General features: G+C 69.6%; 22 protein-coding genes, 1 rRNA gene, 1 pseudogene and 1 riboswitch. Of the genes and pseudogenes, 20 read left to right on the top strand and 4 right to left on the bottom strand.

Annotated features, from left to right (window positions below):
• The 11 genes from rrf to ABZY31_RS20365 form a co-directional block, all read left to right on the top strand.
• A 5S ribosomal RNA gene (rrf, locus tag ABZY31_RS20315) occupies nt 1–93 on the top strand; the annotation flags it as partial.
• Between the two features lie 127 nt (nt 94–220).
• Complete coding sequence (locus ABZY31_RS20320; RefSeq protein ID WP_356412305.1) at nt 221–829, top strand: CDP-alcohol phosphatidyltransferase family protein; 609 nt, start codon at nt 221–223, stop codon at nt 827–829.
• 102 nt (nt 830–931) lie between these two features.
• Nucleotides 932–3,427 (top strand): mannose-1-phosphate guanyltransferase, encoded by a 2,496-nt coding sequence (locus tag ABZY31_RS20325; RefSeq protein WP_356412307.1) that lies wholly within the window; start codon nt 932–934, stop codon nt 3,425–3,427.
• A gap of 86 nt (nt 3,428–3,513) precedes the next feature.
• Nucleotides 3,514–4,416 (top strand): DUF881 domain-containing protein, encoded by a 903-nt coding sequence (locus tag ABZY31_RS20330; RefSeq protein WP_356412309.1) that lies wholly within the window; start codon nt 3,514–3,516, stop codon nt 4,414–4,416.
• The gene (locus tag ABZY31_RS20335; RefSeq protein WP_125651314.1) at nt 4,413–4,745 is read left to right on the top strand and encodes a small basic family protein; all 333 of its coding nucleotides are present in this window, start codon (nt 4,413–4,415) and stop codon (nt 4,743–4,745) included. Before ABZY31_RS20330 ends, ABZY31_RS20335 begins: the two co-directional genes overlap by 4 nt.
• A gap of 4 nt (nt 4,746–4,749) precedes the next feature.
• Complete coding sequence (locus ABZY31_RS20340) at nt 4,750–5,589, top strand: DUF881 domain-containing protein (RefSeq protein WP_356412311.1); 840 nt, start codon at nt 4,750–4,752, stop codon at nt 5,587–5,589.
• Between the two features lie 82 nt (nt 5,590–5,671).
• Nucleotides 5,672–6,610: an FHA domain-containing protein gene (locus tag ABZY31_RS20345; protein WP_356412439.1), complete on the top strand. Its 939-nt coding sequence runs from the start codon at nt 5,672–5,674 to the stop codon at nt 6,608–6,610.
• 44 nt (nt 6,611–6,654) lie between these two features.
• Nucleotides 6,655–7,422, top strand: coding sequence for a MerR family transcriptional regulator (locus ABZY31_RS20350; RefSeq protein WP_356412312.1), 768 nt, complete (start codon nt 6,655–6,657; stop codon nt 7,420–7,422).
• 52 nt (nt 7,423–7,474) lie between these two features.
• Nucleotides 7,475–7,948, top strand: coding sequence for a bifunctional nuclease family protein (locus ABZY31_RS20355; RefSeq protein ID WP_283461037.1), 474 nt, complete (start codon nt 7,475–7,477; stop codon nt 7,946–7,948).
• 180 nt (nt 7,949–8,128) lie between these two features.
• The gene (locus ABZY31_RS20360) at nt 8,129–8,767 is read left to right on the top strand and encodes a MerR family transcriptional regulator (protein ID WP_356412313.1); all 639 of its coding nucleotides are present in this window, start codon (nt 8,129–8,131) and stop codon (nt 8,765–8,767) included.
• A 145-nt stretch (nt 8,768–8,912) separates the two neighbouring features.
• Nucleotides 8,913–10,424, top strand: a complete 1,512-nt coding sequence (locus ABZY31_RS20365; RefSeq protein ID WP_356412315.1) for a DNA polymerase IV — start codon at nt 8,913–8,915, stop codon at nt 10,422–10,424.
• Here ABZY31_RS20365 and ABZY31_RS20370 read toward each other — a convergent pair whose 3' ends face one another.
• The gene (locus ABZY31_RS20370) at nt 10,425–10,805 is read right to left on the bottom strand and encodes a PRC-barrel domain-containing protein (RefSeq protein ID WP_356412317.1); all 381 of its coding nucleotides are present in this window, start codon (nt 10,803–10,805) and stop codon (nt 10,425–10,427) included.
• A 114-nt stretch (nt 10,806–10,919) separates the two neighbouring features.
• Nucleotides 10,920–11,018, top strand: a riboswitch (glycine riboswitch).
• Between the two features lie 193 nt (nt 11,019–11,211).
• On the opposite strand from ABZY31_RS20370, the gene gcvP reads away from it, so the two are divergent.
• Nucleotides 11,212–14,097, top strand: a complete 2,886-nt coding sequence (gcvP, locus tag ABZY31_RS20375; protein WP_356412319.1) for an aminomethyl-transferring glycine dehydrogenase — start codon at nt 11,212–11,214, stop codon at nt 14,095–14,097.
• Nucleotides 14,098–14,190: 93 nt separating this feature from the next.
• Here the strand turns inward: gcvP and ABZY31_RS20380 are convergent, their stop codons facing one another.
• Nucleotides 14,191–14,397, bottom strand: a complete 207-nt coding sequence (locus tag ABZY31_RS20380) for a DUF5999 family protein (protein WP_356412321.1) — start codon at nt 14,395–14,397, stop codon at nt 14,191–14,193.
• Between the two features lie 264 nt (nt 14,398–14,661).
• Nucleotides 14,662–15,297, bottom strand: a complete 636-nt coding sequence (locus ABZY31_RS20385) for a hypothetical protein (protein ID WP_356412323.1) — start codon at nt 15,295–15,297, stop codon at nt 14,662–14,664.
• 493 nt (nt 15,298–15,790) lie between these two features.
• Here ABZY31_RS20385 and ABZY31_RS20390 point away from each other — a divergent pair, with 493 nt between their 5' ends.
• Nucleotides 15,791–17,326 (top strand): glutamate-cysteine ligase family protein, encoded by a 1,536-nt coding sequence (locus ABZY31_RS20390; RefSeq protein WP_356412324.1) that lies wholly within the window; start codon nt 15,791–15,793, stop codon nt 17,324–17,326.
• Between the two features lie 165 nt (nt 17,327–17,491).
• On the top strand, nt 17,492–18,289 hold the full coding sequence (locus ABZY31_RS20395; RefSeq protein WP_356412326.1) for a type II CAAX endopeptidase family protein: 798 nt from the start codon (nt 17,492–17,494) through the stop codon (nt 18,287–18,289).
• Between the two features lie 36 nt (nt 18,290–18,325).
• On the opposite strand, the gene ABZY31_RS20400 is transcribed toward ABZY31_RS20395, so the two are convergent.
• A complete protein-coding gene (locus tag ABZY31_RS20400) occupies nt 18,326–19,192 on the bottom strand; it encodes a PhzF family phenazine biosynthesis isomerase (RefSeq protein ID WP_356412328.1) in 867 nt (288 codons plus the stop codon).
• A 274-nt stretch (nt 19,193–19,466) separates the two neighbouring features.
• Here ABZY31_RS20400 and ABZY31_RS20405 point away from each other — a divergent pair, with 274 nt between their 5' ends.
• The 6 genes and pseudogenes from ABZY31_RS20405 (at nt 19,467) to ABZY31_RS20430 (ending at nt 25,900) form a co-directional block, all read left to right on the top strand.
• The gene (locus ABZY31_RS20405; protein ID WP_356412330.1) at nt 19,467–20,192 is read left to right on the top strand and encodes a DUF2625 domain-containing protein; all 726 of its coding nucleotides are present in this window, start codon (nt 19,467–19,469) and stop codon (nt 20,190–20,192) included.
• Nucleotides 20,193–20,291: 99 nt separating this feature from the next.
• Nucleotides 20,292–20,555 (top strand): hypothetical protein, encoded by a 264-nt coding sequence (locus ABZY31_RS20410; RefSeq protein WP_356412331.1) that lies wholly within the window; start codon nt 20,292–20,294, stop codon nt 20,553–20,555.
• 53 nt (nt 20,556–20,608) lie between these two features.
• A pseudogene (locus ABZY31_RS20415) lies at nt 20,609–21,476 on the top strand (transposase); the annotation flags it as partial.
• A gap of 505 nt (nt 21,477–21,981) precedes the next feature.
• Nucleotides 21,982–22,743 (top strand): TnsA-like heteromeric transposase endonuclease subunit, encoded by a 762-nt coding sequence (locus ABZY31_RS20420; protein WP_356412332.1) that lies wholly within the window; start codon nt 21,982–21,984, stop codon nt 22,741–22,743.
• Nucleotides 22,731–24,839 carry a transposase gene (locus ABZY31_RS20425; protein WP_356412333.1) on the top strand — a complete coding sequence of 703 codons (2,109 nt, stop codon included), beginning with the start codon at nt 22,731–22,733 and terminating at the stop codon, nt 24,837–24,839. The genes ABZY31_RS20420 and ABZY31_RS20425 overlap by 13 nt, the downstream gene beginning before the upstream one ends.
• Nucleotides 24,836–25,900: an ATP-binding protein gene (locus ABZY31_RS20430; RefSeq protein WP_356412335.1), complete on the top strand. Its 1,065-nt coding sequence runs from the start codon at nt 24,836–24,838 to the stop codon at nt 25,898–25,900. Before ABZY31_RS20425 ends, ABZY31_RS20430 begins: the two co-directional genes overlap by 4 nt.
• Nucleotides 25,901–26,398 lie beyond the last annotated feature (498 nt).

Below are 26,398 nucleotides of genomic sequence, written 5' to 3' on the forward strand. Positions count from 1 at the left end.
ACGCCCGGTTACATTTCGAACCCGGAAGCTAAGCCTTTCAGCGCCGATGGTACTGCAGGGGGGACCCTGTGGGAGAGTAGGACGCCGCCGAACAATTATTGTGGGAAAGCCCCGCACCTTATGGTGCGGGGCTTTTCTGCGTTCCGGGTCCGGATGGTCCGGTTGTTCTCCTGTAGGGTCAGGAGGCATCGTTCGTACGTTTCACAGTGGAGGCCCCCGGGTGGAGGTCCAGGAGACTCGGGTTCAGACGGACCGAATCCTCACCATCCCGAACATTCTGAGCATGGCTCGCCTCGTCGGCGTACCCGTGTTCCTCTGGCTCATCCTGATGCCGGTGTTCGGTGGCCCCAAGGCCGACGGGTGGGCGCTGCTGGTGCTCATGTTCAGCGGCGTCAGCGACTATCTCGACGGGAAGCTTGCGCGGCGCTGGAACCAGATCAGCAGTCTGGGCCGGCTTCTGGATCCCGCCGCGGACCGGCTGTACATCCTGTCCACGCTCGTCGGGCTCACCTGGCGCGAAATCCTGCCGTGGTGGGTCTCCGGAGCGCTCCTGGCCCGGGAACTGATGCTGCTGGTCATGGTGTGGATCCTGCGCCGCCACGGCTATCCGCCGCCGCAGGTGAACTTCCTCGGCAAGGCCGCCACCTTCAACCTGATGTACGCCTTCCCCTTGCTGCTGCTCAGCGACGGGACCGGTTGGCTCGCCTGGTTGGGTTCAGTTTTCGGATGGGCGTTCGCAGTTTGGGGTACAACCCTCTATTGGTGGGCAGGAGTGTTGTACGTGGTGCAGGTCCGCCGTCTCGTCAAGGCGGACGCCACGGCCGATTGAGTTCGGCTCGCCGGAAGAGTCACGCGGAAGAGTTGCGTAGCCACCGTCCGAGACGGGCGAGGTCGGCGCAGAACGCCGTCTCTCTAGGAGGACTCTTCCGACATGAAGGCCGTCGTGATGGCTGGTGGTGAGGGCACACGCCTTCGCCCCATGACCTCGAGCATGCCCAAGCCGCTCCTGCCGGTGGCAAACCGGCCGATCATGGAGCACGTGCTGAGGCTGCTCAAGCGGCATGGTCTCAGCGAAACCGTGGTCACCGTGCAGTTCCTGGCGTCACTCGTCAAGAACTATTTCGGTGACGGCGAAGAACTCGGCATGGAGCTGACCTATGCCAATGAGGAGAAGCCGCTCGGGACCGCCGGCAGCGTGAAGAACGCCGAGGAGGCCCTGAAGGACGATGCCTTCGTGGTGATCTCCGGTGACGCGCTCACCGACTTCGACCTCACCGACCTCATCAACTTCCACAAGGAGAAGGGCGCCCTCGTCACGGTGTGCCTGACCCGGGTCCCGAACCCGCTGGAATTCGGCATCACCATCGTGGACGAGGAGGGGAAGGTAGAACGCTTCCTCGAGAAGCCGACGTGGGGGCAGGTGTTCTCGGACACCGTCAACACCGGCATCTACGTGATGGAGCCCGAAGTCTTCAACTACGTGGAGCCGGATGTTCCGGTCGACTGGTCCGGTGATGTCTTCCCGCAGCTGATGAAGGAAGGCCGGCCGATCTACGGCTACATCGCCGAGGGCTACTGGGAGGACGTCGGCACCCACGAGAGCTACGTCAAGGCCCAGGCCGACGTCCTGGAGGGCAAGGTCCAGGTCGACATGGACGGCTTCGAGATCTCCCCCGGGGTGTGGATCGCCGAAGGCGCCGAAGTGCACCCCGACGCGGTGCTGCGCGGGCCGCTGTACATCGGTGACTACGCCAAGGTCGAGGCCGGGGTCGAGATCCGGGAGCACTCGGTCATCGGCTCGAACGTGGTCGTCAAGACCGGGGCGTTCCTGCACAAGGCCGTGATCCACGACAACGTGTACATCGGGCCGCACAGCAACCTGCGCGGCTGTGTCATCGGCAAGAACACCGACATCATGCGGGCCGCCCGGATCGAGGACGGCGCCGTCATCGGCGACGAGTGCCTGATCGGTGAAGAATCGATCGTCCAGGGCAACGTGCGCGTCTATCCCTTCAAGACGATCGAGGCGGGCGCCTTCGTCAACACCTCGGTCATCTGGGAGTCGCGGGGCCAGGCGCACCTCTTCGGTGCGCGCGGGGTCTCCGGGATCCTGAACGTGGAGATCACCCCCGAGCTGTGCGTCCGGCTCGCCGGTGCCTACGCGACCACGCTGAAGAAGGGGGCGATGGTCACCACCGCCCGAGACCACTCCCGCGGCGCGCGTGCGCTGAAACGCGCGATGATCTCGGCGCTGCAGGCCAGTGCCATCGACGTGCGGGACCTGGAGAACGTCCCCCTGCCGGTCGCGCGGCAGCAGACCGCGCGCGGCGGCGCGGGCGGGATCATGCTGCGCACCTCGCCCGGCGTGCCCGACTCGGTGGACATCATCTTCCTCGACGAGCGCGGGGCGGACCTCTCGCAGGGGCAGCAGCGCAAGCTCGACCGGGTGTACGCGCGCCAGGAGTACCGGCGTGCCTTCCCGGGCGAGATCGGCGACCTGCAGTTCCCGTCGAGCGTCTTCGACTCCTACACCGGCTCGCTGCTGCGGCACGTCGACACCTCCGGAGTCGCCGATTCCGGGCTCAAGGTGGTCGTGGATGCGGCCAACGGCAGCGCCGGACTCGTGCTGCCCAGCCTGCTGGGCCGGCTCGGGGTGGACGCGCTCACGGTCAATCCCGGTCTCGACGAGTCCCGGCCGACCGAGACCGCGGAGTCCCGGCGGGCCGGACTGGTGCGGCTGGGGGAGATCGTGGCCTCCTCGCGCGCGGCCTTCGGCGTGCGGTTCGACCCGGTCGGCGAGCGGATCTCGCTCGTCGACGAGCGGGGCCGGATCATCGAGGACGACCGGGCGCTGCTGGTGCTGCTGGACCTGGTCGCCGCGGAGCGGCGCAGTGGCCGGGTGGCGCTGCCGGTGACCACGACCCGCATCGCGGAGCAGGTGGCGGCGTACCACGGCACCCAGGTGGAGTGGACGACGACCTCGCCGGACGACCTGACCCGGGTGGGCCGGGCGGAGACCACGATCTTCGGCGGAGACGGCCGGGGCGGATACATCGTTCCGGAGTTCAGCAGCGTCTTCGACGGGTCGGCGGCCTTCGTCCAGCTGATCGGGCTGGTGGCGCGGACGCAGCTCACGCTGAGTCAGATCGACGCGCGGATCCCGCGGGCGCACGTCCTCAAGCGGGACGTGCCGACGCCGTGGGCGGTCAAGGGCCTGGTCATGCGGCGGGTCGTGGAGGCCGCCGGGGACCGGCAGGTGGACACGACCGACGGCGTCCGCGTGGTCGAGGCGGACGGGCGCTGGGCGCTCGTCCTGCCGGACCCGGCGGAGGCGGTGACGCACCTGTGGGCCGAAGGGCCCGATGACGCGTCGGCGCAGGCCCTGCTCGACGAGTGGGCGGCCGTCCTCGACGGCGCGGGCAACTAGCCCGATCCGCCGGGCCGGGGCCACGTGGCGTGGTTCCCGGCCCGGCGGACGGCAGCATTCGGTGTCGGCCGGTGTGACATGCGACGATGTGCGGCATGTCGCAGCCGCCCACCAACCGGAGTTCGGCGAAACCGCCCGCGCGCCCGGACGCCTCCATGTCGCTGCTGACGCACGTGATGGACCACGGTCTCGACGAGGGCTACGCGGAAGCCGCGGCCCGGCGCGAGGCGGACGGCACGGCGGGTCTGCCGCGCAACCTCAAGGCCAAACTGGCGCTGGCCGCCGGTCTCGTGCTCGCCGCCATGGTCGTGACCCTGGGCGCCGCGCAGGCGCGGATAGCCGCTCCGGTGCTGGCGAAGGAGCGGGAAGAGCTGATCGCCCGCGTCGAGCGGGCCGACGATCACGCGGACAGCCTGGAGAAGGACATCGAGCGGCTGCGCGGCGACGTCGCGGGCCGCCAGCGCGCGGCCCTCAAGCAGCACGGCGGTGAGCAGGGCGAGCTGCTGGCCCTGCTGTCCGGAGCGACCGAGGTCCGCGGCCCCGGCGTCAAGCTGACGGTGGACGACGCCAAGGGCGCCTCCTCGGGCGGCGGCGGGCCACGGGAGAGCGCGGGCTTCTCGGACACGGGCCGGCTGCGCGACCGGGACATGCAGCGGATCGTCAACGGCCTGTGGCAGGCCGGGGCCGAGGCCGTGGCGATCAACGGGCAGCGGCTGACGGCGCTGTCGGCGATCCGGGCCGCGGGTGACGCGATACTGGTCGACAACAGGCCGCTGGTGCCGCCGTACGAGATCCTCGCGATCGGCGACAAGAAGCGGTTGGACACGGACTTCCAGGACAGCGTGGACGGCCAGTACCTGCACGTGCTGCAGGAGAGCTACGGGATCCGCTACACCCTGTCCCCGCAGAACGAGGTATGGCTGCCGGCCGCGTCGAGCCTGACCGTACGGACAGCCACAGCACAAGAGCAGAAGAAGGGTGCATCGTGATCGCGGTCCTGGGCCTGGTGGCCGGAGTGGTGGCCGGACTTCTGGTCCGGCCCGAGGTGCCTGCCGTCGTCGAGCCGTATCTGCCGATCGCCGTCGTGGCGGCGCTCGACGCGGTGTTCGGCGGTCTGCGCGCGATGCTGGACGGCATCTTCGTGGACAAGGTCTTCGTGGTGTCGTTCCTCTCCAACGTGGTGGTCGCCGCGCTGATCGTCTTCCTCGGCGACAAGCTGGGCGTCGGCGCGCAGCTGTCCACCGGTGTCGTCGTGGTCCTGGGCATCCGGATCTTCTCCAACGCCGCGGCCATCCGCCGGCACGTCTTCCGGGCGTGAGGCGATGAGTACGGACGAGAACACGCCGCCCGAGCCCGACCGGCCGGCCGCCCCCGCCCCCACCCCGTCGGCAGAGCCCGGCCGCCCCGTGGAACCGGCGGCCGCCGCACCGGCGTCTGCCGAACAGACGGGACGCCAGCGGCTCGCCGCGGGGCTGTGGCCGCCACGGGTGAGCCGCGCCCAACTGATCGTCGCGCTGCTGCTGTTCGTCCTCGGGCTGGGGCTCGCCATCCAGGTGCGCCACAACAGTGACTCCAGCGCCCTGCGCGGGGCCCGCCAGGAGGACCTGGTGCGCATCCTCGACGAGCTGGACGGGCGCACCAAGCGCCTGGAGGACGAGAAGCAGAAGCTGGTGGACCAGCGCAAGGAGCTGGAGTCCAGTTCCAACCAGGCCGACGAGGCGCGCAAGCAGACGGTGGAGAAGGAACGGCAACTGGGCATCCTCGCGGGTACCGTGGCGGCTCAGGGACCGGGCATCACGCTCAAGGTCACCGACGCCAAGGGCCAGGTGCAGTCGGACAAGCTGCTGGACACCATCCAGGAGCTGCGGGCGGCCGGGGCCGAGGCGATCCAGATCAACGGCGTGCGCGTCGTGGCGGGCTCCTACTTCTCGGACGAGGGCGGAGGGGTTGCGATCGACGGCAAGAAGATCACACAACCCTATGAATTCCAGGTGATCGGCAAGCCGCAGGACCTGGAGCCGGCCCTCAACATCCCCGGCGGCGTCATCCAGACGCTGGAGAAGGAACAGGCCACCGCTACGGTCGTCCGATCGACCAAGATCGTTGTGGACGCCTTGCGGGCAGCGAAGCAGCCTGACTACGCTCGGTCGTCATCGTCATGAGACCGGGCGGGATGTGGAGCGGCTCACGTGGGGGAATGCCTGCGGGGGGTCGGCGCACCGAAGAAGCGGTGCGTGGTGGAAACTGTCTGGTGGTGACGGACGTTGTGAGAATGTCCGGGTCGGCAGGTGTGAGTATTCGGAGTTCGTCCTGCCCCACGGGCGGGTCTGTTTCGGTCAAGGGGAATCGCCCGTGAAGTTGTTTGAGAAGTTGTTCGGCAAGAAGAACCGCGAAGCAAGCGGTGCGCCCAAGCACCGCGCCGGGCACGGCGACGTGGAGGAGCAGGGCGACCGGCCGCTCTTCCGTGACGAGGTGGCGGGAGCGGGTGACCAAACGGGTGCGTACGGCGCGTCGGCTGTTGACCCTGCCGGTTCCGGACGCATAGGTTTCGGTGAACCATCAACCTCAAGTACGGGTGGAGGGTTTGACCCCGACCCGTATGCCACCAATGCCTCCGCGGGGCACCCGCGGCGCGAGGAGCCGTCCATGTCGGCCGAGCAGGTTTGCAGCAGGTGTGGTCACCGCAGCGATGCGGCCAGCCGCTTCTGTTCCAACTGCGGGGCGCCGCTGCGGCCGGGTCTGACGCCGGAGCGTGCTTCGGAGACCACGTCCACCATCTCGATCTCGGGCCTGGAGGCCTATGAGGCCGAGGTGTCCGGACAGCACGTGTCCTCGCTGTCCCCCGAGGCCCAGGCCGCGGTGGAAGCGCTGCCTCCGGGCTCCGCACTGCTCATCGTGCGGCGCGGCCCGAACTCCGGCAGCCGCTTCCTGCTGGACGGCGAGCTGACCACGGCGGGCCGCCACCCGCAGAGCGACATCTTCCTGGACGACGTCACCGTCTCCCGGCGGCATGTCGACTTCCGCAGGGGGCAGGACGGTCTCTTCACCGTCTCCGACGTGGGCAGCCTCAACGGCACGTACGTGAACCGCGAGCCCATCGACTCGGTCGCCCTGCACAACGGCGACGAGGTCCAGATCGGCAAGTACCGGTTGGTCTTCTACGCGAGCCAGCGGGGCATCTGACCGTCTCCCCGGGCACCGCTCCGGGGGGACCACAGGGAAGGTCCATGCTGCGTACCTCGACGGGCGGTGCCGGTCACGGCACCGCCGGCTCGGGCGGGCGGCTGGTGAGCATCGGCACGGTGCTGACCATGCTGCGCGACGAGTTTCCCGAAGTCACGATTTCCAAGATCCGGTTCCTGGAGGCCGAGGGGCTGGTCGAGCCCCGGCGCACACCGTCCGGATACCGCAAGTTCAGCGCCGACGACGTCGAGCGCCTCGCCCGCGTCCTGCGGCTGCAGCGTGATCACTACCTGCCGCTGAAGGTCATCAAGGACCAGCTCGACGCCCTGGAGCGGGGCGAGCAGATCCGCATCCCCGCGCCCGCCGCGCCCGGGGACGGGGACCCCGCCGGAGCGGCGGTCGTCGCCGCGGTCCTGGGCGAGATCGGCCGCGCCCGGCCCGCCGCGGCCCGGATCGGCCGTTCGGAGCTGCTGGCCGCCGCCCAGGTGGACGAGGCGCAGCTGGCCGAGTGGGAGTCCTACGGGCTCCTCGCCGAGGCCCCGGACGGCGGATTCGACGTCGAGGCGGTCACCGTGGCCAGGCTGGTGGCGGAACTGGGCCGGTTCGGCCTGGAGCCCCGGCACCTGCGGGCCATGAAGGCCGCGGCCGACCGGGAGGCCGGGCTGGTCGAGCAGGTGGTCGCACCGCTGCGACGGCACCGCAACCCCCAGACGAGGGCCCACGCCGAGGCCACCCTGAAAGAGCTGGCGGGCCTTTCCGTACGGCTCCACGAAGCGCTCGTGCAGACCGCGCTCGGCGTCCGTCTGCACTGACGAAGGGGGCCCCGACTACCCAAACCGGCCGGGCAGGTCCTAGGGTTGCTGTGTGAACGAGCTCGACGTTGTGGGTGTCCGGGTTGAAATGCCCTCCAACCAACCGATCGTGCTCCTGCGTGAAGTGGGAGGCGACCGGTACCTCCCCATCTGGATCGGTCCCGGGGAGGCTACTGCCATTGCCTTCGCCCAGCAGGGGATGGCCCCTGCCCGGCCGCTGACGCACGACCTGTTCAAGGACGTGCTGGAAGCGATCGGTGAGGAACTCACCGAGGTCCGGATCACGGATCTGCGGGAGGGCGTCTTCTACGCGGAGCTCGTCTTCGCCAGCGGGGTCGAGGTGAGCGCGCGGCCGTCCGACGCCATAGCGCTGGCCCTGCGCACCGGGACGCCGATCTACGGAAGCGACGGGGTGCTGGACGATGCCGGAATCGCGATTCCGGACGAGCAGGAGGACGAGGTGGAGAAGTTCCGCGAGTTCCTCGACCAGATCTCGCCGGAGGACTTCGGCAGCAGCAATCAGTGAGGTCTCGGCCGAGTCGTCCCCAGGGGATTGTCAGCCCATTCGAGTAGCCTTTCCCCGCAAAGGGATACGGGAAACCACTCTCAGGGTGATTATCACTCGGCGTGCCGAGTGTGGCGATCGTTGACGCACCCCTGGTGACTGCCTACCTTCGAGGTGGCAGGTCAAGGACGGAGGGTCGGCGTGAGGATCACGGGCGACGGTACGACCGGGGGCATCCCCGCACGGAGTGAGGGCGGACCGTACGCGCTGCACGGCGGTGCGGTGGGGCCCGCGCGCCGTCAGCCGGGATCCGTGCCGCCCGGTCCGGAGAGCGGCGAGCCGGAGACCGGAGAGATCGGCTACCGGGGGCCCACCGCGTGCGCCGCCGCGGGCATCACCTACCGGCAGCTCGACTACTGGGCGCGGACCGGGCTCGTCGAGCCCAGTGTGCGCGCGGCGGGCGGATCCGGCACGCAGCGGCTGTACAGCTTCCGGGACGTGGTCGTCCTGAAGATCGTCAAGCGCTTCCTGGACACCGGGGTGGCGCTGCAGAACATTCGCACCACCGTCCAGCACCTGCGCGACCGCGGCTTCCGGGACCTGGAGCGGATGACGCTCATGAGCGACGGCGCGACGGTGTACGAGTGCACCTCCCCGGACGAGGTCGTCAGCCTGCTCCAGGGCGGTCAGGGCGTCTTCGGGATCGCCGTGGGCGTGGTGTGGGGGGACGTGGACAAGGCGCTGTCCCAGCTGCACGGCGAGCGGGTCGAGACCGGCGAGACGCTGATCGGGCACAACCCGGCCGACGAGCTGGCCGCGCGCCGCAACCGGGCGGGCTGAGCCGCCGCACGCCGTGGTGCCGTGACCGCAGGCGTCACGGCCGCCCACCGCCGTGGACCGCCCTCCGGGCGCCGTGGCCGCCCCGAGGGGGCGCGCCGGACGCGCCCGGGGGGCGTTGTCAGTGGCATAGGGCAGCATCGGAGGCGTGAGAGCCGCCCCGACCATCCTGCACCTGGACATGGACGCCTTCTACGCCTCCGTGGAGCAGGCGGCGAAGCCGAGCCTGCGCGGGAAGGCGGTCATCGTCGGCGGGCTCGGGCCCCGCGGGGTGGTCGCCACCGCCTCCTACGAGGCGCGGCGCTTCGGGGTGCACTCGGCGATGCCCACCGCCCAGGCCCGGCGGCTGTGCCCGAACGGGGCGTACCTGGTGCCGCGCTTCACCCTGTACCGGGCGGTCAGCGACCTGGTGATGGCGCGGCTGCGGGCGATGTCGCCGCTGGTGGAGCCGCTCAGCCTGGACGAGGCCTTCGTGGACCTGGAGGCCGGTGGGGCCGCCTTCGACGCCGCGGGGGCCCGGGCGGCGGGGGAGCGGCTGCGGGAGGACATCCGGGCGGCGACGGGGCTCAGCGCCTCGGTGGGGCTGGCCGGGTCGAAGATGCTGGCCAAGGTGGCCTCCGAGGGCGCCAAGCCGGACGGGCTGCTGCTGATCGAGCCGGGGACCGAGCGGGAGCTGCTGGCACCCATGTCGGTACGGACCCTGCCCGGGGTGGGGCCGGCCACGGGGGAGCACCTGCGCCGGGCCGGGATCACCACGGTGGGGGAGCTGGCCGAGGCGGGGGAGGACGAGCTGGTCCGGATGACGGGGCGGGCGCACGGGGTGGCCCTGTACCGGATGGCGCTGGGGCTGGACGACCGGCCGGTGGTCGCGGAGCGGGACGCGAAGTCCGTGTCCGTCGAGGACACCTTCGACGTGGACCTGCACGACCGGGTGCGGATCCGGGGCGAGGTCCAGCGGCTCGCGGAGCGGTGCGTGGTCCGGCTGAGGGCCTCGGGGCACTCCGGCCGCACGATCGTGCTCAAGGTGCGCCGCTACGACTTCTCCACGCTGACCCGGTCGGAGACCCTGCGGGGGCCGACGGACGACCCCGCGGTGGTCCGGGAGGCGGCGGCGCGGCTGCTGGAGGGGGTCGACACCACGGGCGGGGTGCGGCTGCTGGGCGTCGGAGTGTCCGGGCTGGCCGACTTCACCCAGGAGGACCTGTTCGCCCAGGCCGAAGCACAGGCGGAGGCGGAGGCGCGGGCGGAAGCGGAGGCTCAGGCGGAAGCGGAGGCGCGCACCCAGGCGGACGCCCGGGCAGATGCCCCGGCGGATCCCGGCGGGGGCCCGGCGAGGGCGGGAGTGGATGCGCAGGGGCCGGCCGCGGGTGCGCCGGGGCCGGGTGGGGGCGCCGACGCGGTGGCCTCCGTAGGCGCCGTCACCCAGGACGCCCCCGCTCCGGAGCGGAGCTGGTCGGCGGGGATCGACGTACGGCACGCGGTGTACGGGCCCGGCTGGGTGCAGGGCAGCGGGGTGGGGAGGGTGACCGTCCGCTTCGAGCAGCCGGGATCGGCCCCGGGCCGGGTGCGGACCTTCCGGGTGGACGATCCCGAACTGGAGTCGTCCGATCCGCTGCCGCTGGCCGGGGAACATGCCAAAGAAGACGAAGAAACGGAGTGATCAGCTTTCGTCGCCCGCCAGGCGGCCGAAGTCGCGCTCGCGGTCGCCGTGGTGGAAGTCACTCGGCAAGGTCACGTCCAGGCCGTAGTGGTGGTAGAGCTGGAGCTCCTGCTCCGGCGAGAGGTGGCGGCCGACCCCGAAGTCCGGGGCTTCTTTGATCAGGGAGCGTTCGAAGGGAACCCGCAGGGTGTCGCCCACCACCTCGCTCGGTTCCAGGGGGACGAAGGCGTCCCGGCTGAAGAGTCCGGTCCGTACGGCGGCCCATTCGGGGACGCCCGTGGCATCGTCGAGGTAGACCTCGTCCACGGTGCCGATCTTGGTGCCATTGCGGTCGAACGCCTTGCGGCCGATCAGGCTGCGCGGATCGATGTCGGTCTGCACGGTCGCCTCCTTTTGGTCGCAACTCCTCCGTAATGACTACAAAAGTGCATTTCCGCGGTGGGGGCCACTCGAGGAAGGGCCCAGATCCTCGCTGGTAGGCTGGGGAACGGCTGCTGACCCTGTGCGGGAGAGTCCTCCGATCGAGTTCGCCGGAGGCGCCGAAGGAGCAACTCCTCCCCGGAATCTCTCAGGCAGACGTACCGCACGGACGAGGCCACTCTGGAAAGCAGGGCGGGTGACGGACAGCAGTTCCGCCACCCCTCCTCACCGACGGTGAAAGCCGGACCCGCGGGCGACCCCCGCAGGCCCGGTGAAGCTCTCAGGTTGACATGACAGAGGGGGAGGCCGTCCGGGTGCCCGCGCCGTGGTGCCCCTCGCAGGTCGTACGACCAGGAGGCCTCCGTACATGACCGCCAACCGCATTCCGCTCTCCCAGCTGGAGCGAGGCATCCCCTTCGAGCAGCGCCACATCGGCCCGGATGCCGAGGCGCAGGCGAAGATGCTGGCCCAGGTGGGCTACGGCTCCCTGGACGAGCTGACCGCCGCCGCGGTGCCGGACGTCATCAAGAGCGCCGAGGCGCTGGACCTCCCCGAGGCCCGCACCGAGGCCGAGGTGCTCGCCGAGCTGCGTCTCCTCGCCGACCGCAACCAGGTCCTGAGGCCGATGATCGGCCTCGGGTACTACGGCACCTTCACGCCGCCGGTCATCCTGCGCAACGTCATGGAGAACCCGGCCTGGTACACGGCGTACACGCCCTACCAGCCCGAGATCTCGCAGGGGCGCCTCGAAGCCCTGCTGAACTTCCAGACCGTCGTGGCCGACCTGACCGGTCTGCCGACCTCCGGCGCCTCCCTGCTCGACGAGGGCACCGCGGCCGCCGAGGCCATGCAGCTCGCCCGCCGCGTGGGCAAGGTCAAGGACGGCGTCTTCCTCATCGACGCCGACACGCTGCCGCAGACGATCGCGGTCATCCAGACGCGCGCCGAGCCCACCGGGGTCGAGGTCGTCGTCGCCGACCTGTCCGGGGGCATCCCGGCCGAGGTCGCCGAGCGCGGCGTCTTCGGAGTGCTGCTCCAGTACCCGGGCGCCTCCGGCGCGGTCCGCGACATCAAGCCGGTCATCGACCAGGCGCACGAGCTGGGCGCGATCGTCACCGTCGCCGCCGACCTGCTCGCGCTGACCCTGCTCACTTCCCCGGGCGCGCTCGGCGCGGACATCGCCATCGGCACCACCCAGCGCTTCGGCGTCCCGATGGGCTTCGGCGGTCCGCACGCCGGTTACATGGCCGTCCAGGACAAGCACGCCCGCTCGCTGCCCGGCCGCCTGGTCGGCGTCTCGGTGGACGCCGACGGGAACAAGGCCTACCGCCTGGCCCTGCAGACCCGCGAGCAGCACATCCGCCGCGAGAAGGCCACCAGCAACATCTGTACCGCGCAGGTGCTGCTCGCCGTCATGGCCGCCATGTACGCCGTCTACCACGGCCCCGACGGCCTGCGGACGATCGCCCGCCGCACCCACCGCTACGCCGCCCTGCTCGCCGCGGGCCTGACGGCCGGCGGAGTCGAGCTGGTCCACGGCTCGTACTTCGACACCGTCACCGCGCGGGTGCCCGGCAAGGCCGCCGACGTCGTGGCCGCCGCCCGCGCGGCCGGGGTCAACCTGCACCTGGTCGACGGCGACCACGTCTCCGTCTCCTGCGACGAGACGACCCTGCGCGCCGACATCGACGCCGTGTGGGCCGCCTTCGGCGTCACCGCGGACATCGAGGCCCTGGACGAGACCACCGCGGACGCGCTGCCCGAGGGGCTGCTGCGCTCCGACGCGTACCTGAGCCACCCGGTCTTCCACCAGCACCGCTCCGAGACCGCGATGCTGCGCTACCTGCGCAAGCTCTCGGACAAGGACTACGCGCTGGACCGCGGCATGATCCCGCTGGGCTCCTGCACCATGAAGCTCAACGCGACCACCGAGATGGAGTCGGTCACCTGGCCCGAGTTCGGCCAGCTGCACCCCTTCGCCCCGGTCGAGCAGGCCGAGGGCTACCTCACGCTCATCACCGAGCTGGAGGAACGTCTCTGCGAGGTCACCGGCTACGACAAGGTCTCCCTCCAGCCCAACGCCGGATCCCAGGGCGAGCTGGCCGGTCTCCTCGCCGTCCGGGCGTACCACCGGGCCAACGGCGACGAGCAGCGCACCGTCTGCCTGATCCCCTCCTCCGCGCACGGCACCAACGCCGCCAGCGCCGTGATGGCGGGCATGAAGGTCGTCGTCGTCAAGACGGCGGACGACGGCGAGGTCGACGCCGCCGACCTGCGGGCCAAGATCGAGCAGTACCGCGACGAGCTCGCCGTGCTGATGATCACCTACCCGTCCACCCACGGCGTCTTCGAGGAGCACGTCGCCGACATCTGCGCCCAGGTGCACGACGCGGGCGGCCAGGTCTACGTGGACGGCGCCAACCTCAACGCCCTGGTCGGCCTTGCCAAGCCGGGTCACTTCGGCGGCGACGTCTCGCACCTGAACCTGCACAAGACCTTCTGCATCCCGCATGGCGGCGGCGGCCCGGGCGTCGGCCCGGTCGGTGTCCGGGCGCACCTGGCCCCGTACCTGCCGAACCACCCGCTCCAGCCCACCGCGGGCCCGGAAACGGGCGTCGGCCCGATCTCGGCCGCTCCGTGGGGTTCGGCGGGCATCCTGCCGATCTCGTGGTCGTACGTGCGCCTGATGGGCGGCGAGGGCCTCAAGCGCGCCACCCAGGTGGCGGTGCTCGGTGCGAACTACATCGCCAAGCGCCTGGAGCCGCACTACCCCGTGCTCTACACCGGTCCGGGCAACCTGGTCGCGCACGAGTGCATCATCGACCTGCGCCCGCTGTCGAAGTCCACCGGCGTGAGCGTCGACGACATCGCCAAGCGCCTGATCGACTACGGCTTCCACGCGCCGACGATGTCCTTCCCCGTGGCCGGCACGCTGATGATCGAGCCGACCGAGTCCGAGGACCTCGCCGAGATCGACCGGTTCTGCGACGCGATGATCGCGATCCGCGGAGAGATCGAGCGGGTCGCGGCGGGCGAGTGGCCGTCGGCGGACAACCCGCTGGCCAACGCCCCGCACACGGCGGCGGCGCTGGGCGGCGAGTGGAACCACCCCTACAGCCGTGACGAGGCCGTCTTCCCGGGCGGGCTGAGCCCCGCCGAGAAGTACTGGCCGCCGGTCCGCCGCATCGACGGCGCGTTCGGCGACCGCAACCTCGTCTGCTCGTGCCCTCCGCTGGACGAGTACGACAACTGAGGGTCGTTGATCACCCCAGCTGACATGTGAGAGGGGCCGGTCCGGGAGTGCGTCTCCCGGACCGGCCCCTCTCGTGTTCCCGTGGCGCTTTCCCTAGGCGGCCTTCACCCCGTGCGCCGCCGCGAGGGGGCGGTGCGGGTCGATGATCCGGCCGTCCGGCAGCAGCTCACCGGTGTCCTCGAAGAGCAGGACGCCGTTGCACAGCAGGCTCCAGCCCTGTTCCGGGTGGTGGGCCACCGGGTGCGCGGCCTCCCGGTCGGCGGAGTCGGCTGACGGGCACGGTGGCTGATGCTGGCACATGGATACGTTCTTTCGCTGCGGTGTGGTCTGTGTGCTGCGGCTCGATGCGTCGTTCATGGCCGCCCCCCGTATCAATCGGTGTGGTCAGGGTCCAGTGTTGCCCTACGGAGTGACGTCCGCAGGGATTTCCGGCAGCTGTCCTCATAGATTGATGACGCATCACCCGTGCGGGCGGTTCAGCTCAACTCCCCTGTCATTTCGGGTGGTTCGCAGGGGGCCCCAGCGGGCTAGGCCGAATGGGCAAACCCGGCCGGGGCGCGGGCGTCAGGCCGCGGGCGCCGCCATCGTCGGCGGCACCGGCGGGCTCTCGGGGCGCGGCGCGTTCTGCCGGGTGAGCCGGTGGGTCAGCACGGGCAGCAGTTCCGAGACCGGGTGCGGGCGGTAGGGGGCGATGCCGGGCGGGGCGGGTGCCAGCGGCACGAGCAGGTCCGCGGCGGCGGGCAGTCCGGCGGCGGGGTCGGCCCCGACCCCCTCGTGCAGCCACAGCGTCAGCATGTACAGCTCCGGTACGGACAGCAGCCGGGGCTGGTAGTTCTTGCCGAGGGATTCCGCCTGACGCAGGGCGCGTTCGGTGGCGGCGACGTAAGGTCCCTCGAAGAAGTGGGAGAAGACCCAGCCGTCCGCCGTCAGCCGGGTGTCCGCGGCCGCCACGAAGCGGTCGCCGCCGCGGATCAGGAACCGCCAGCCGGTGAGCCGGGTGCGGGGCGGCCGGCCCGCCGCCGAGGGCAGGAACTGGAGCCGGTCCAGGACGTGCACCGGGAGGGGGAGTTCGGGCGTCAGCGGTCCCGGGAGGGCCCGCAGCGCCGGAGTGAGTGCCTCGTGGACGGCGGTGGGGGAACCGAGTGCCGCGAGGACGCTGCGCACGGCGGGCGCGGGGGCCGGAGGGACATGCAGCGGCATGGTGGGTCGCCTCTCACTTGGGAGACCTGGGGAACGGGGGAGGTGCGGACGGCGCTGTCGCATTCTGGGGCCAGAGAGGGGCTGAGGGGCAATGGCCGCGCGCCAACTCTCTGCCTCGTTTGCGGAGTTTATACGACCTGTGTTCACGCAATGTTTCGGCTAGCTGTCCCGGCCATTGCGGACAAGGCGCATACCGGTCTGGCTGCGGAGGATTCGGAGCTGCGCGCACGCGTACATCTCGCGCTGACCTCGGAGGTTACCCGACGGGTGCTCGGCTGGAAAGTGCCGGTATTGCGACGGCCGAAAATGCGAAGGGGGCTTCGCAGGATGCCCCTTGCCAGATGAATGTGCCATAGCGCCCGTCGGCCAAACCGGCGCGCGCTGTCCGCCAGTCGTGACCCCGCCGCGTTATCGATCACCGGGCCGGGGCATCATCGACCGTAACGCGCGCCTGGGTGGACCGGGCCAGGCCCACTCGTGGAGGGACGCTTCGATGGGGGAGAAGGTCGTGGCAGGCGGATTCGACCTGTCCGATCGGCAACGGTATCGGAGGAAGCTTCACGAGTGCCTGGAGGGACTGGAGCGGCTTCTGGCGGAGAAGAGGTTCGATCGCCCCAAGAACATGATGGGGCTGGAGATCGAGTTGAATCTCGCGGGTTCCGACGGTTTGCCGAGAATGGTGAATGCACAGGTACTGGAGCGGATTGCGAGCCCCGATTTCCAGACCGAACTGGGAATGTTCAACCTGGAGGTCAACATACTTCCGCACCGGCTCGACGGCCGGGTATTCGACCAGCTCGCCGAGGAACTCAGCGCGAGTCTCGCCTATGCCAACCGGCAGGCCGCGGAGATCGACGCCGGGGTGGTGATGATCGGCATCCTGCCGACGATCTCGCGCCGCGACCTCGTCGCCGCCAACCTCTCGGCGGTGGACCGGTACTCCCTGCTGAACGAGCAGATCCTCTCGATGCGGGGGGAGGACTTCGTCCTCGACATCGACGGGGTGGAGCGGCTGACCTGGACCGCGGGGTCGATCGTGCCGGAGGCGGCCTGTACCTCGGTGCAACTGCACCTCCAGGTCACCCCGGGCCGGTTCGCGGACGTGTGGAACGCGGCGCAGGCGGTGGCGGCCGTGCAGATCGCCGTCGGCGCCAACTCCCCCTTCCTGTTCGGCCGCGAGCTGTGGCGCGAGTCGCGGCCACCGCTCTTCCAGCAGGCCACCGACACCCGGCCGCCCGAACTCCAGGCGCAGGGCGTGCGCCCCCGGACCTGGTTCGGCGAGCGTTGGGTCGATTCGGCGTACGAGCTGTTCGCCGAGAACGTCCGCTACTTCCCGGCGCTGCTGCCGATCTGCGACGAGGAGGAACCGCTGCGGGTGCTCGCCGAGGGCGGGGTGCCAGGGCTGCGGGAACTCGTCCTGCACAACGGCACCGTCTACCGCTGGAACCGGCCCGTGTACGGGGTGGCCGACGGGGTGCCGCACCTGCGGGTGGAGAACCGGGTGCTGCCCGCGGGGCCCACCGTCACGGACGTGGTGGCCAACGCCGCCTTCTACTACGGGCTGGTGCGCACCCTCGCCGACGAACCGCGCCCCGTCTGGGGTCGGCTGCCGTTCGCCGAGGCGGAAGCCAACTTCGACGCCGCCTGCCGGTACGGGATCGACGCGCGGTTGCGCTGGCCGCGCCGGGGCCGGGGCGGCGGACTGGCGAGCGTGCCGGCGGTCCGGCTGGTGCTCGACGAACTGCTGCCGATGGCGGCGGCCGGGCTGGACGCCTGGGGGATCGAACCCGCGGACCGCGACCACTACCTGGGGATCATCGAGGAACGGTGCCGCAGGCGCGTCAACGGCTCGACCTGGCAGGTGGACACCTACCACCGGGCGCTGGCCGCCGGGCTGGAGCGGGAGGCGGCGCTCGCGGCGACCACTCGCCGCTACACCGAGCTGATGTACAAGGGGGACCCGGTGCACACCTGGCCCGCCGGGCTGCCGGAGGAGGAGGTGAGCGCCGCGGTGACCGCCGGACGCTGAGGACCGCCCGCGCCGCCCGGTGCTCCCGTACCGCCCGGTCCCGTACCGCCGGGTGGTCCGGTACCGCCGGGTGGTCCGGTACCGCCCGATGATCCGCTTCCGCCGTCGAAGGGGCAGTATGGGGGCGTCGGAGCGGGATGGCGGGTTGGCGGGACGGAGTCAGGCGTGCGTGCGGATCCGGAGCCGGTGGTCGGGACGTCGAGCGAGGACGGGCGGCGGGTCCTCGGGACCGAGACGCTGCTGGTCCTCGCCCTGTCGCTGGGCGCGAGCGGGGTCTCGGCGCTGATCAGCTTCATCGGCTCGCTCACCAAACCGGGCGGCCTGAAGGACCAGGCCGCCACGCTCAACGGCTCCTACGCGCCCGGCCGCCCCTGGCTCGACCTGTCCTGGCAGCTCTTCGGAATCGCGACCGCCCTCGTCCCCGTTCTCCTCGTCGCCCACCTGCTCACCCGCGAGGGCGCGCCCGGGCTGCGGGTGCTGGGCTTCGACCGCACCCGGCCCGGCGGGGACCTGGGGCGCGGGGCGCTCGTCGCGGCCGGGATCGGGAGCGCGGGACTCGCCTTCTACCTGGCGGCGCGCGCCTCCGGCTTCAACCTGACGGTGGTGCCGGAGGCGCTGCCCGACGTGTGGTGGAAGTTCCCCGTACTGATCCTCTCCGCGGTGCAGAACGCCGTGGTCGAGGAGGTCATCGTGCTGGCCTACCTGCTGCGCCGGCTGGACGGCCTGGGGTGGTCGCCGTGGGCCGCCCTGTCGGCCAGTGCGCTGCTGCGCGGTTCGTACCACCTCTACCAGGGGATCGGCGGGTTCGTCGGCAACGCGGTGATGGGCGTCGTCTTCGTCCTGCTCTACCGGCGCTGGGGGCGGGTCGGGCCGCTGGTGGCCGCCCACGCCCTGCTCGACATCGTGGCCTTCGGGGGCTACGCGCTGCTGGCGGGCAAGGTCGGCTGGCTGCCGATGCCCTGACGGGCGGGTGGCTGGGCGGGCCGGGTACGGGGGCGGTCAGGGGGCGGTGAGAAGTTCGCCGTCGATGACCGTGACGGCGTGCCCGGTGAGGAACGTACGGTCCCCCGCGAGCCGGACCTTGACCAGGCCGGTGCGCGCCGCGCCCTGGAGGCCGGTCAGCTCGTCGCGGCCCAGGCGCGCGGCCCAGAAGGGCGCGAGCGCGGTGTGGGCGCTGCCGGTGACGGGGTCCTCGGGCACGCCGACGGCGGGAAAGAAGCCGCGGGACACGAAGTCGTACCCCCGGGCGGGGTCCTCGGCGGCCGCGGTGACGATGATGCCGCGGCGGGCGTAGGCGGCGAGCGCCGCGAGGTCGGGGCGGAGTTCGCGCACGGCGCGCTCGTCGGCCAGTTCGACCAGGAGGTCGCCGATGTGGGGGGAGGTGTCGTGGACGGAGCGGATCTGCGGGGCGGGGGTGTCGCTGCTGCTGTTGGCGTTGCCGCTGCTGCCGGTCAGGGCGTGGGCCAGGGAGGGAGGCAGGTCGTGCGGGGTCAGGGTTGAGGTCGGGAAGTCCATCGTCACCGAGCCGTCCGGAGCCGCCTCGGTGGTGAGGATCCCGCAGCGAGCGGCGAACCGGACCGGGCCGGTGGCCAGGCCGGCGCCGGCCAGGACGTGCGCGGTGGCGAGGGTGGCGTGACCGCACATGTCGACCTCGGCGGTGGGCGTGAACCAGCGCAGGGCCCAGTCGGTGGGGCCGCCGGGGGGCAGGGGGTGGGCGAAGGCGGTCTCGGAGAGGTTCACCTCGGCGGCGACGCGCTGGAGCCAGGGGTCGGGCGGGAACCCGGTGGCCGCGTCGAGGAGGAGGACTCCGGCCGGGTTGCCCTGGAAGGGGCGGGTGGTGAAGGCGTCGACGATTCGGATGCGCATGGCTTTGACCGTAGGGGGGGTCGGGGGGTGCGGCCCAATGCCAATCCGGGGGGACTGGCATCCCTGGGGGCGGGGGGCGGGGGCAGGTCGGCCTTGGGGTGCGGGTGGGGTCCCGTGGGGTGTGCACCTGCGGCTGGGCGTTCTGGGCTCCGCCCAGACCGGTCCTCAAACGCCGGACGGGCTGGGAGGGGGTCGGATTCATCGATCCGGCTTCCAGCCCAGCGTGGTCCAGCCCGCTTGATGAGGCGATGAGGGAGGGTGCGACCATCCTCGGATGCGAGAGATCGACGAGTTGGTCAATGCGGATGACCCAGCGTGGCCGGAGCTTCGCGAGATGCTTTCGGCGGGCTCCGTACCGGTTCAGGTGCTGTCCGCCGACGTTGACGAGGGTCGCCGATGTCTTCTGCAAATGCAGGTCACGGCACGATCGATGCTGGGTGCTCTGGCGTTGAACACCGGCGGTCTGCTCGTGGACAACGGATGGGTGCGTGTGTTCGGCGGGGGTTCGGTCACGGGTGGGGGGCTCCCGAGTCTGGCGCAGGTCAACCGTTTCCCTGCGGATTTCGACCCGGTCTGGCATCCCGCGACGGGTCTGATCGTTGGCCACGACGTCGTCGGCGGGGTCTTCGCGCTGAACGGTGGCGATCCTGCGGCTGTGGGCCGGCCTGGGGCACCTGGGCAGATGACGTACTTCGCTCCCGACACTCTTGAGTGGGAAGCGATGGAAATGAGCCACTCCGGGTGGGTCTCCTGGTTGTTCTCGGGCCAGTTGGAAACGTTCTATGACGGGCTGCGATGGCCTGGCTGGCGTGAGGAAGCTGCGGCCCTGGCCTTCCCGCAGGGCATTTCTGTGTATCCGTTCTTGTGGTCCAAGGAGGCCCATGCCGATCTCGCGGCGACAAGTCGTCGGCCTGTGCCGATGCGCGAGGTCATCGGAGTCGCTGCGGACTTCGCCCGGCAGATGGGGCCGTCCGATCCTGGGTTCCTCGGCGACGTGTGACCGGGTTCGCTGCCGCTCGTCAATGCTGTCACCGAAGTTCGGCTTCCCATGCTAATGCCGTGTCAGGCAACGTTCGCCTGTCGCGGGTACGGTGCGTCCATGAGTGGTGGCCAGCCGGACCTGGACGAGATCGAGGCGTGCTGCGCTGCCTTGGTCAAGGGGCGCATGAGTCGTGATGCGGCCGACCGGTGGGCCGGGCGCTGGGTCGTCGACGACACGCTTGAGTGGGACGAACTGTCTTGGTGGGCACTGCGCCTCCTTTACGGCATCGATCTGCGGCACGGACCCGAGGAGCCGTACCTGAATGACGACGAGCAGGTACGGGGATGGCTTGAGGAGTTCCGGCGGCGCCGCGCCGGGTGACGCACCGTGAAGGTCCTTCCCGGTCGCACATCGCGGCCAGGCTGTTGGCCTAGCCTGAACGCCGCGAGATCAAGAAGATTGCGAAGTCGAAGCCGACCGAGCACGACCTGCCGTTCTCGACCTGGAGCCTGACCAAAGTTGGCGGGCTTCCTGGTTGCCGAGGGGGTGGTCGACGACATCAGCCACGAGGGCCTGTGCATCCTGCTCCGCGAGGAGGGCGTCTCCTTTCAACGCCTAAAGACCTGGAAAATCTCCCGTGACCCGGACTACGCGGCCAAGAAGGCTCGCGTCGAGCACCTCGCGCGATAGCTAGCGGGCGACGAGGACATACCCGAGGAGGGCGAGCCGGAAGTCGTCTTCTACATGGACGGGTTCGAGCCCCTCAATCTGATGCCGCACCCGGGCCGGCAGTGGGTCGAATGCGGAGGCAAGCACAAGGACCCCGACCGTGAACCGCGCCGCAGGCGGCGGGCGACCTACAACCGCTATGGCGGGGTTCGGCACCTCTTCGCCGCCCTGGACCTGGCCAAGGACAAGTTCTACGGCCACATCAAGCCGATCAAGAGGCGGACGCAGTTCCTGGAGTTCTGCCGCTACCTGCGCACGCTCTACCCGCGAGAGGTCCGGATCGCGATCGTCAGTGACAACTTCTCCCCGTACCTGACCACGAAGAAGTGCCAGCGCGTCGGCACCGGGGCTGCGGCGAACAACGTCGAGATGGCCTACACCCCGACCAACAGTTCCTGGCTGAGCCGCATCGAGGCCCAGCTCACCGCCCTGCGCTACTTCACCCTCGACGGCACCGACCATGCCGACCACAAGGAGCAGGGCAGCATGATCCGCCGCTACATCATCTGGCGAAACCGCCGCGCCGACGACCGGCGCCTACGCGCCGTCGTCGACAGGGCAAACGTTGCCTGACACGGCACTAGTGCCGCCTTTCGTTGATGGCAGGCCTTCTGCCGGCAGCGGTCTGAGCACGTTCGATGCAGGATCTGGCCTGGGTCTGGCGGCAGCAGTCCGTGACAAACCGCGCAGGCGACCACTCAGGACCAGCCGATCCCGTTCCAGCGACGACTCGTGTCCCACATGGTCAGCCGTCGTCGCGGCGTAGTACCAGCCCGGAAAGCTCTCGTCACCCTTCGCCCCTACCGGAAACTGCGAACCGGCTCAGCGTCCTCGAAGCTAACGCTCCAAGCCTCTCCAAGAGGCAGCCGACGGCGACCTGCGGCACCGCAAAATTCCAGCTCGAAGGCTGATAACGCGGAGTCTACGTAGAGCCGAGCAATCGAACGAGACTCGCTGCCACAGGACGTCAGGGGACCTGTCTCAGCGAAGATTCCGCGAATCTCAGCGAAGTTGCTGAAACGGTCGTTAGTCTCACCGAAGGTTGAGGATTTGCTCGGCCTGCCGGGTTGGGGGTGCGGTGGAGGCACTGTCGCGTGCGTACGGCGATGAAGCGTTAACGGCGTTTGAGCTGGACTTTCTCAGTAACGGTGAGCGTCGCAAGCACGCTCTGGGGTCGAGTTGGCAGGTTCCGTTCGAGGCGGTCGAACCTGTCCGACCGTTCCGTTGGGACAAGGGAACGCCGGGTTTCGCAGGCTGGTACTACTCGGCGACCATGCGGGATCACGTGGGCTATGAGTCCTGGCTCGAGCGAGACCGGTTGATCCTGCTCGATCGAGATCCACAGGTCAGAGCGATGTCGTCGCAGCCGTTCTGGTTGCACTGGCACGACGGCGAGCGGCGTCGCCGCCACGCCCCTGACTACTTTGTCCGGTTGGCTACAGGGCAGGCGCGGATTGTGGATGTCCGTGCTGAGGACGATATGGACGAGGTCACTCGGGAGGCCTTCGCGGCGACTCAGCGGGCCTGCTCTGCGGTGGGCTGGGAGTTCGAGTGGGCGGGCCGTCCCGAGCCGATCTTCATGGCGAACGTTCGGTGGCTGGCGCGGTATCGCCGGGCACGCTGCGGCCGACCGGGGGCGATAGTCGAGCGACTCCTGGAGGTCTTCAGCCAACCGAAGAGCCTGTGGGACGGGGCTGAGCTGGTCGGCGACCGGATCCAGGTGTTGCCGGTGCTGTTCCACCTGTTGTGGTTGGGAAAGCTGAAGGTGGATCTCTCGGGAGGGTTGCTGGAGACCGGAAGCCTGGTCTGGGCGGATGGGCGGCGGCAATGGGTCGGCTGAGGCGTCCGCCGGTTCTGGCAGTTGGCGAGCGGGTTCGGTTCGACGGGCAGGTCCGCGGAGTACTCGAAGTGACCGCGCAGGCCGCAGTCCTGGAGGACGCGGAGGCCCCGCATCGCGTGGTGGCTCTGCTCGAACTGTTCGCAGCGGAGGACTTCGAGGTCCTGTTCCGCCCGGAGCGGATGCCAGTGCCTGCCTCATCCGGCTTGGACCTGCTGCCTGCCGCAGCGGCTCAGCAGGCTCTGTGGTGGGAGGGCCACATTCTGGAAGTCGTACATGGACTTCCGCCCGACGCGGAGCCCGGCGCTACGCCGCGCGAGGAATACCGCGCCGGCACATCGTTGGCCGCACGGGAAGAGGCCAAGGCGGCCGAGCTGTCCCGGTCCGGTCGCCCCGTGACGGCTTACACAGTCGCCCGGCTGCGTCGCCGCTACCTCAAGGAAGGGGTTGCCGGGCTGGCCGATCGCCGAGCGGCCCGCAAGCGGCCGGAGTTCGGCACGGTGGACATCAGAGTGGTCGAGGCGATGCGCCAGGCCATCAAGGAAGGTGTCGACCCCTCTACTCGGACCGCGTCCTACCTGATCTGGCGGACGAAAGAGATCCTCACGCAGACCGAGGACGAAGACGAGACGGAGACCGAAGACGGACAAGCGGAGCCCCGGTGGCCTTCCCGGGCCACGCTCTACCGGTTGGTGGAGAAACTGACGGCCGGTACTCACACCCTGGGATCGGCGGTGACGCGCCGTTCGAAGGCTCATACGGCGGGCACGACCTTGGGAGAGCTGACGGTGAGCGCTCCGGGCGAGGTCATGCAGATCGACTCCACCCCGCTGGACGTGATGGTCCGCCTCGACAACGGAGTGGTTGGCAAAGTCGAGCTCACAGGCATGATCGATGTCGCGACCCGGACCCCGACGGCGCTTGTCCTGCGGCCGTCGACGAAGTCCGTCGATGCCAGCGTGCTGCTGGCGAGGACCGTCACGCCCGAGTTGATGCGGCCGGGCTGGGTGGAAGCCCTCAAGATGTCCCGCTCTGTGTTGCCTCACCGCAGGCTGCTGACACTGGATGAGCGTCTGGAGCATGTGGCTGCCAAGCCGGTGATCGTCCCGGAGATGATCGTCTGCGATCACGGAAAGGCGTTCATCTCGCACAACTTCCGGGCCTCGTGCAGATTTCTGGAGATCGAGTTCCAGCCGACCCACAAGGGCTCGCCCTTCGAGAAGGGCCACATCGAGAAGATGCTGGGCTCGGTTGCCACGATGTTCGTGCAGTTCCTTCCCGGATACACTGGCCGCAACACTGACCGTCGCGGCCGACACCCGGAGAAGGAAAACCTGTGGTCACTGCCCGAGTTGCAGGATCTCCTTGATGAATGGGTGATCGCCAAGTGGCAGAACCGCCCGCATGACGGGCTGCGAGACCCTGACCACCCGGGGCGGCTGTTCACTCCGAACCAGAAGTATGCCGCGCTGGTCGAGTCCAGCGGCTATGTCCCGGTCGCGCTCAGCGCAGACGACTACACCGAGCTTTTGCCCGCTGCCTGGCGGGCCGTCAACTCCTATGGCATTCGCATCAATAACCGCACCTACGACGCTCCCGGACTCGGGCCCATGCGTCGGCGTGATTCAGGTGTCACGGCCAAGCGGGGGCTCTGGGAGGTCCATCGCGACCCCTACGACGTCTCTCGCGTCTGGGTACGTAACCATCGCGGTGAAGACGAGTGGGTCCAGGCGACGTGGAAGTACTTGAAGCGGACGCCTGTTCCTTTCGGTGATCTCGCCTGGGACCACGTCAGTCACCAGCTTCCCAAGGCCACCGAGGAAGAACTCGCCGAGGCCGTGGCCGCTTTGCTGACCCGTGCGAACGCCGGACCGGATCCGGCTGAGCCCGGCCAGAAGAGGAAGAAGCAGAGGCCCTCCAAGCGCGACCGCCAAGTGGTGGCCCGGACCAAGGTGACGGCTCCTGCCCCTGTCGTCCTCCCCGAGCCGCAGCCCGCAGACGCGCCAGCTGCCGAGGAACCCATGGACGAAGACGAGATGGCTGAGGTGATCCCGCTGGGGCTCTTCGACCCGCTTGAGGACCCCTGGAGACGTTCGTGATCACGCTGCTACCCGGCCAGGCTGGCGACGACTTCGGCCGGCATCTGACCACCCTGCTCGGATGGCGCGAGTTCATCGCGACATCCCTGGGTCAGCCGATGGTCATCATGAGCGAGGCCGAGTACGAGGCACTCGTTGCGGCGGCTGAGTCGGATCCGTCGGCGCAGGAGAAGAAGAGCGCCTACGACGACCATCGGCTGAACCATCACGCGCGCCTGCAAGTCATCGCCACGTCCACGGTCCGGCACACCGTGACCTGCGGACGTCGCCTGATCATCCTGAACCGCGGCGCGGTGAGTGCCCGCCGCGGCCTGCTCGTCTCCGGGCCCGCGAACACAGGCAAGACGATCGCACTTACTCAGCTCGGCCTGGCCCACGAACTCGTGGACCGGCGCCGGCACCCAGGCCAGGACGAGCGCATTCCGGTCATCTACATCACCATCCCGCCAGCCGCGACATCCCGCATGATCGCCGCCGAGTTCGCTCGCTTCCTCGGCCTCCCCGTCACCCGCAGTCTGAACTTCACCGACCTGACCGAAGCCGTGGTCGGCGTCTGCACCACCGCCCGCACCGGCCTGGTCCTGGTCGACGAGATCCATAACATCTCCCTGCACACCCGCACGGGAGGCGAGGCGTCCGACACCCTCAAATACTTCTCCGAGCGCATCCCAGCTACGTTCGCCTACGCCGGAATCGACATCGAGTCCGGAGGGCTCCTCTCTGGCACCCGCGGGGACCAGATTGCAGGACGCTTCACCTCTGTGATCACCCACCAGTTCCCCTACAACAAGGAATGGAAAGGACTCGTGGCGCAGATGGAGGAAACTCTCCTCCTGCACCAGCACGAACACGGAACCCTGGCCCGACTCGACCGCTTCCTCCACACTCGCACCGGCGGCATGATCGGCACCCTCGCCCACCAAATCCGCGGGGCTGCCGTCGACGCCATCCTGAGCGGCGCCGAGAAGATCGCTAAGAGCGGACTGCTGGCCGTTGACTTGGACATCGCCTCCGGGCGCGATCGCCCGAACAACCCGCCAACAGCGGGCGGCAAAGAGTGACAGCACTCGCCGACGCCGATCCGCAGCTCGTTCCACTTCCCTTTCAGGTCCGGCCGAAGGCGGGAGAGGGCGGTCCCATGTTCATCCGGCGTCTCGCACAGGCCAACCACCTCCCACCCCCCTACCTGCGGAAATTCCTCACGCCTGGCCCCAGGGGCAAGCCGTCGTGGGCCCGCCTCGCCGCAATCACCGGACGTGATCCTGACCTCCTGCGAACAACGCTCGAGACGAAGAAATGCGTGGAATGCAGCACGGATATTCCACCCAGCGATACCTTCGGCCGACGGGCAATCCTCTGTTCCATGCGCTGCAGGACCCGGGCCCACCGCCGACGGCAAACCACGGCGCCCTGCCGGATCTGCCAGAAGCCGATGAAGATCCAGATCGGGCAGCGCCACCGGCTCTGTTCATCGACATGCCGCCGCACCGCCTACCTCCAACGCCAGCAGGGACGCGCTTCCTCGACGGCTTCCAGCGTCGACGATGATCCTTCCCACC

The organism is Streptomyces sp. NPDC006529, assembly GCF_040611795.1.
In the GTDB taxonomy this organism is placed as follows: Bacteria; Actinomycetota; Actinomycetes; order Streptomycetales; family Streptomycetaceae; genus Streptomyces.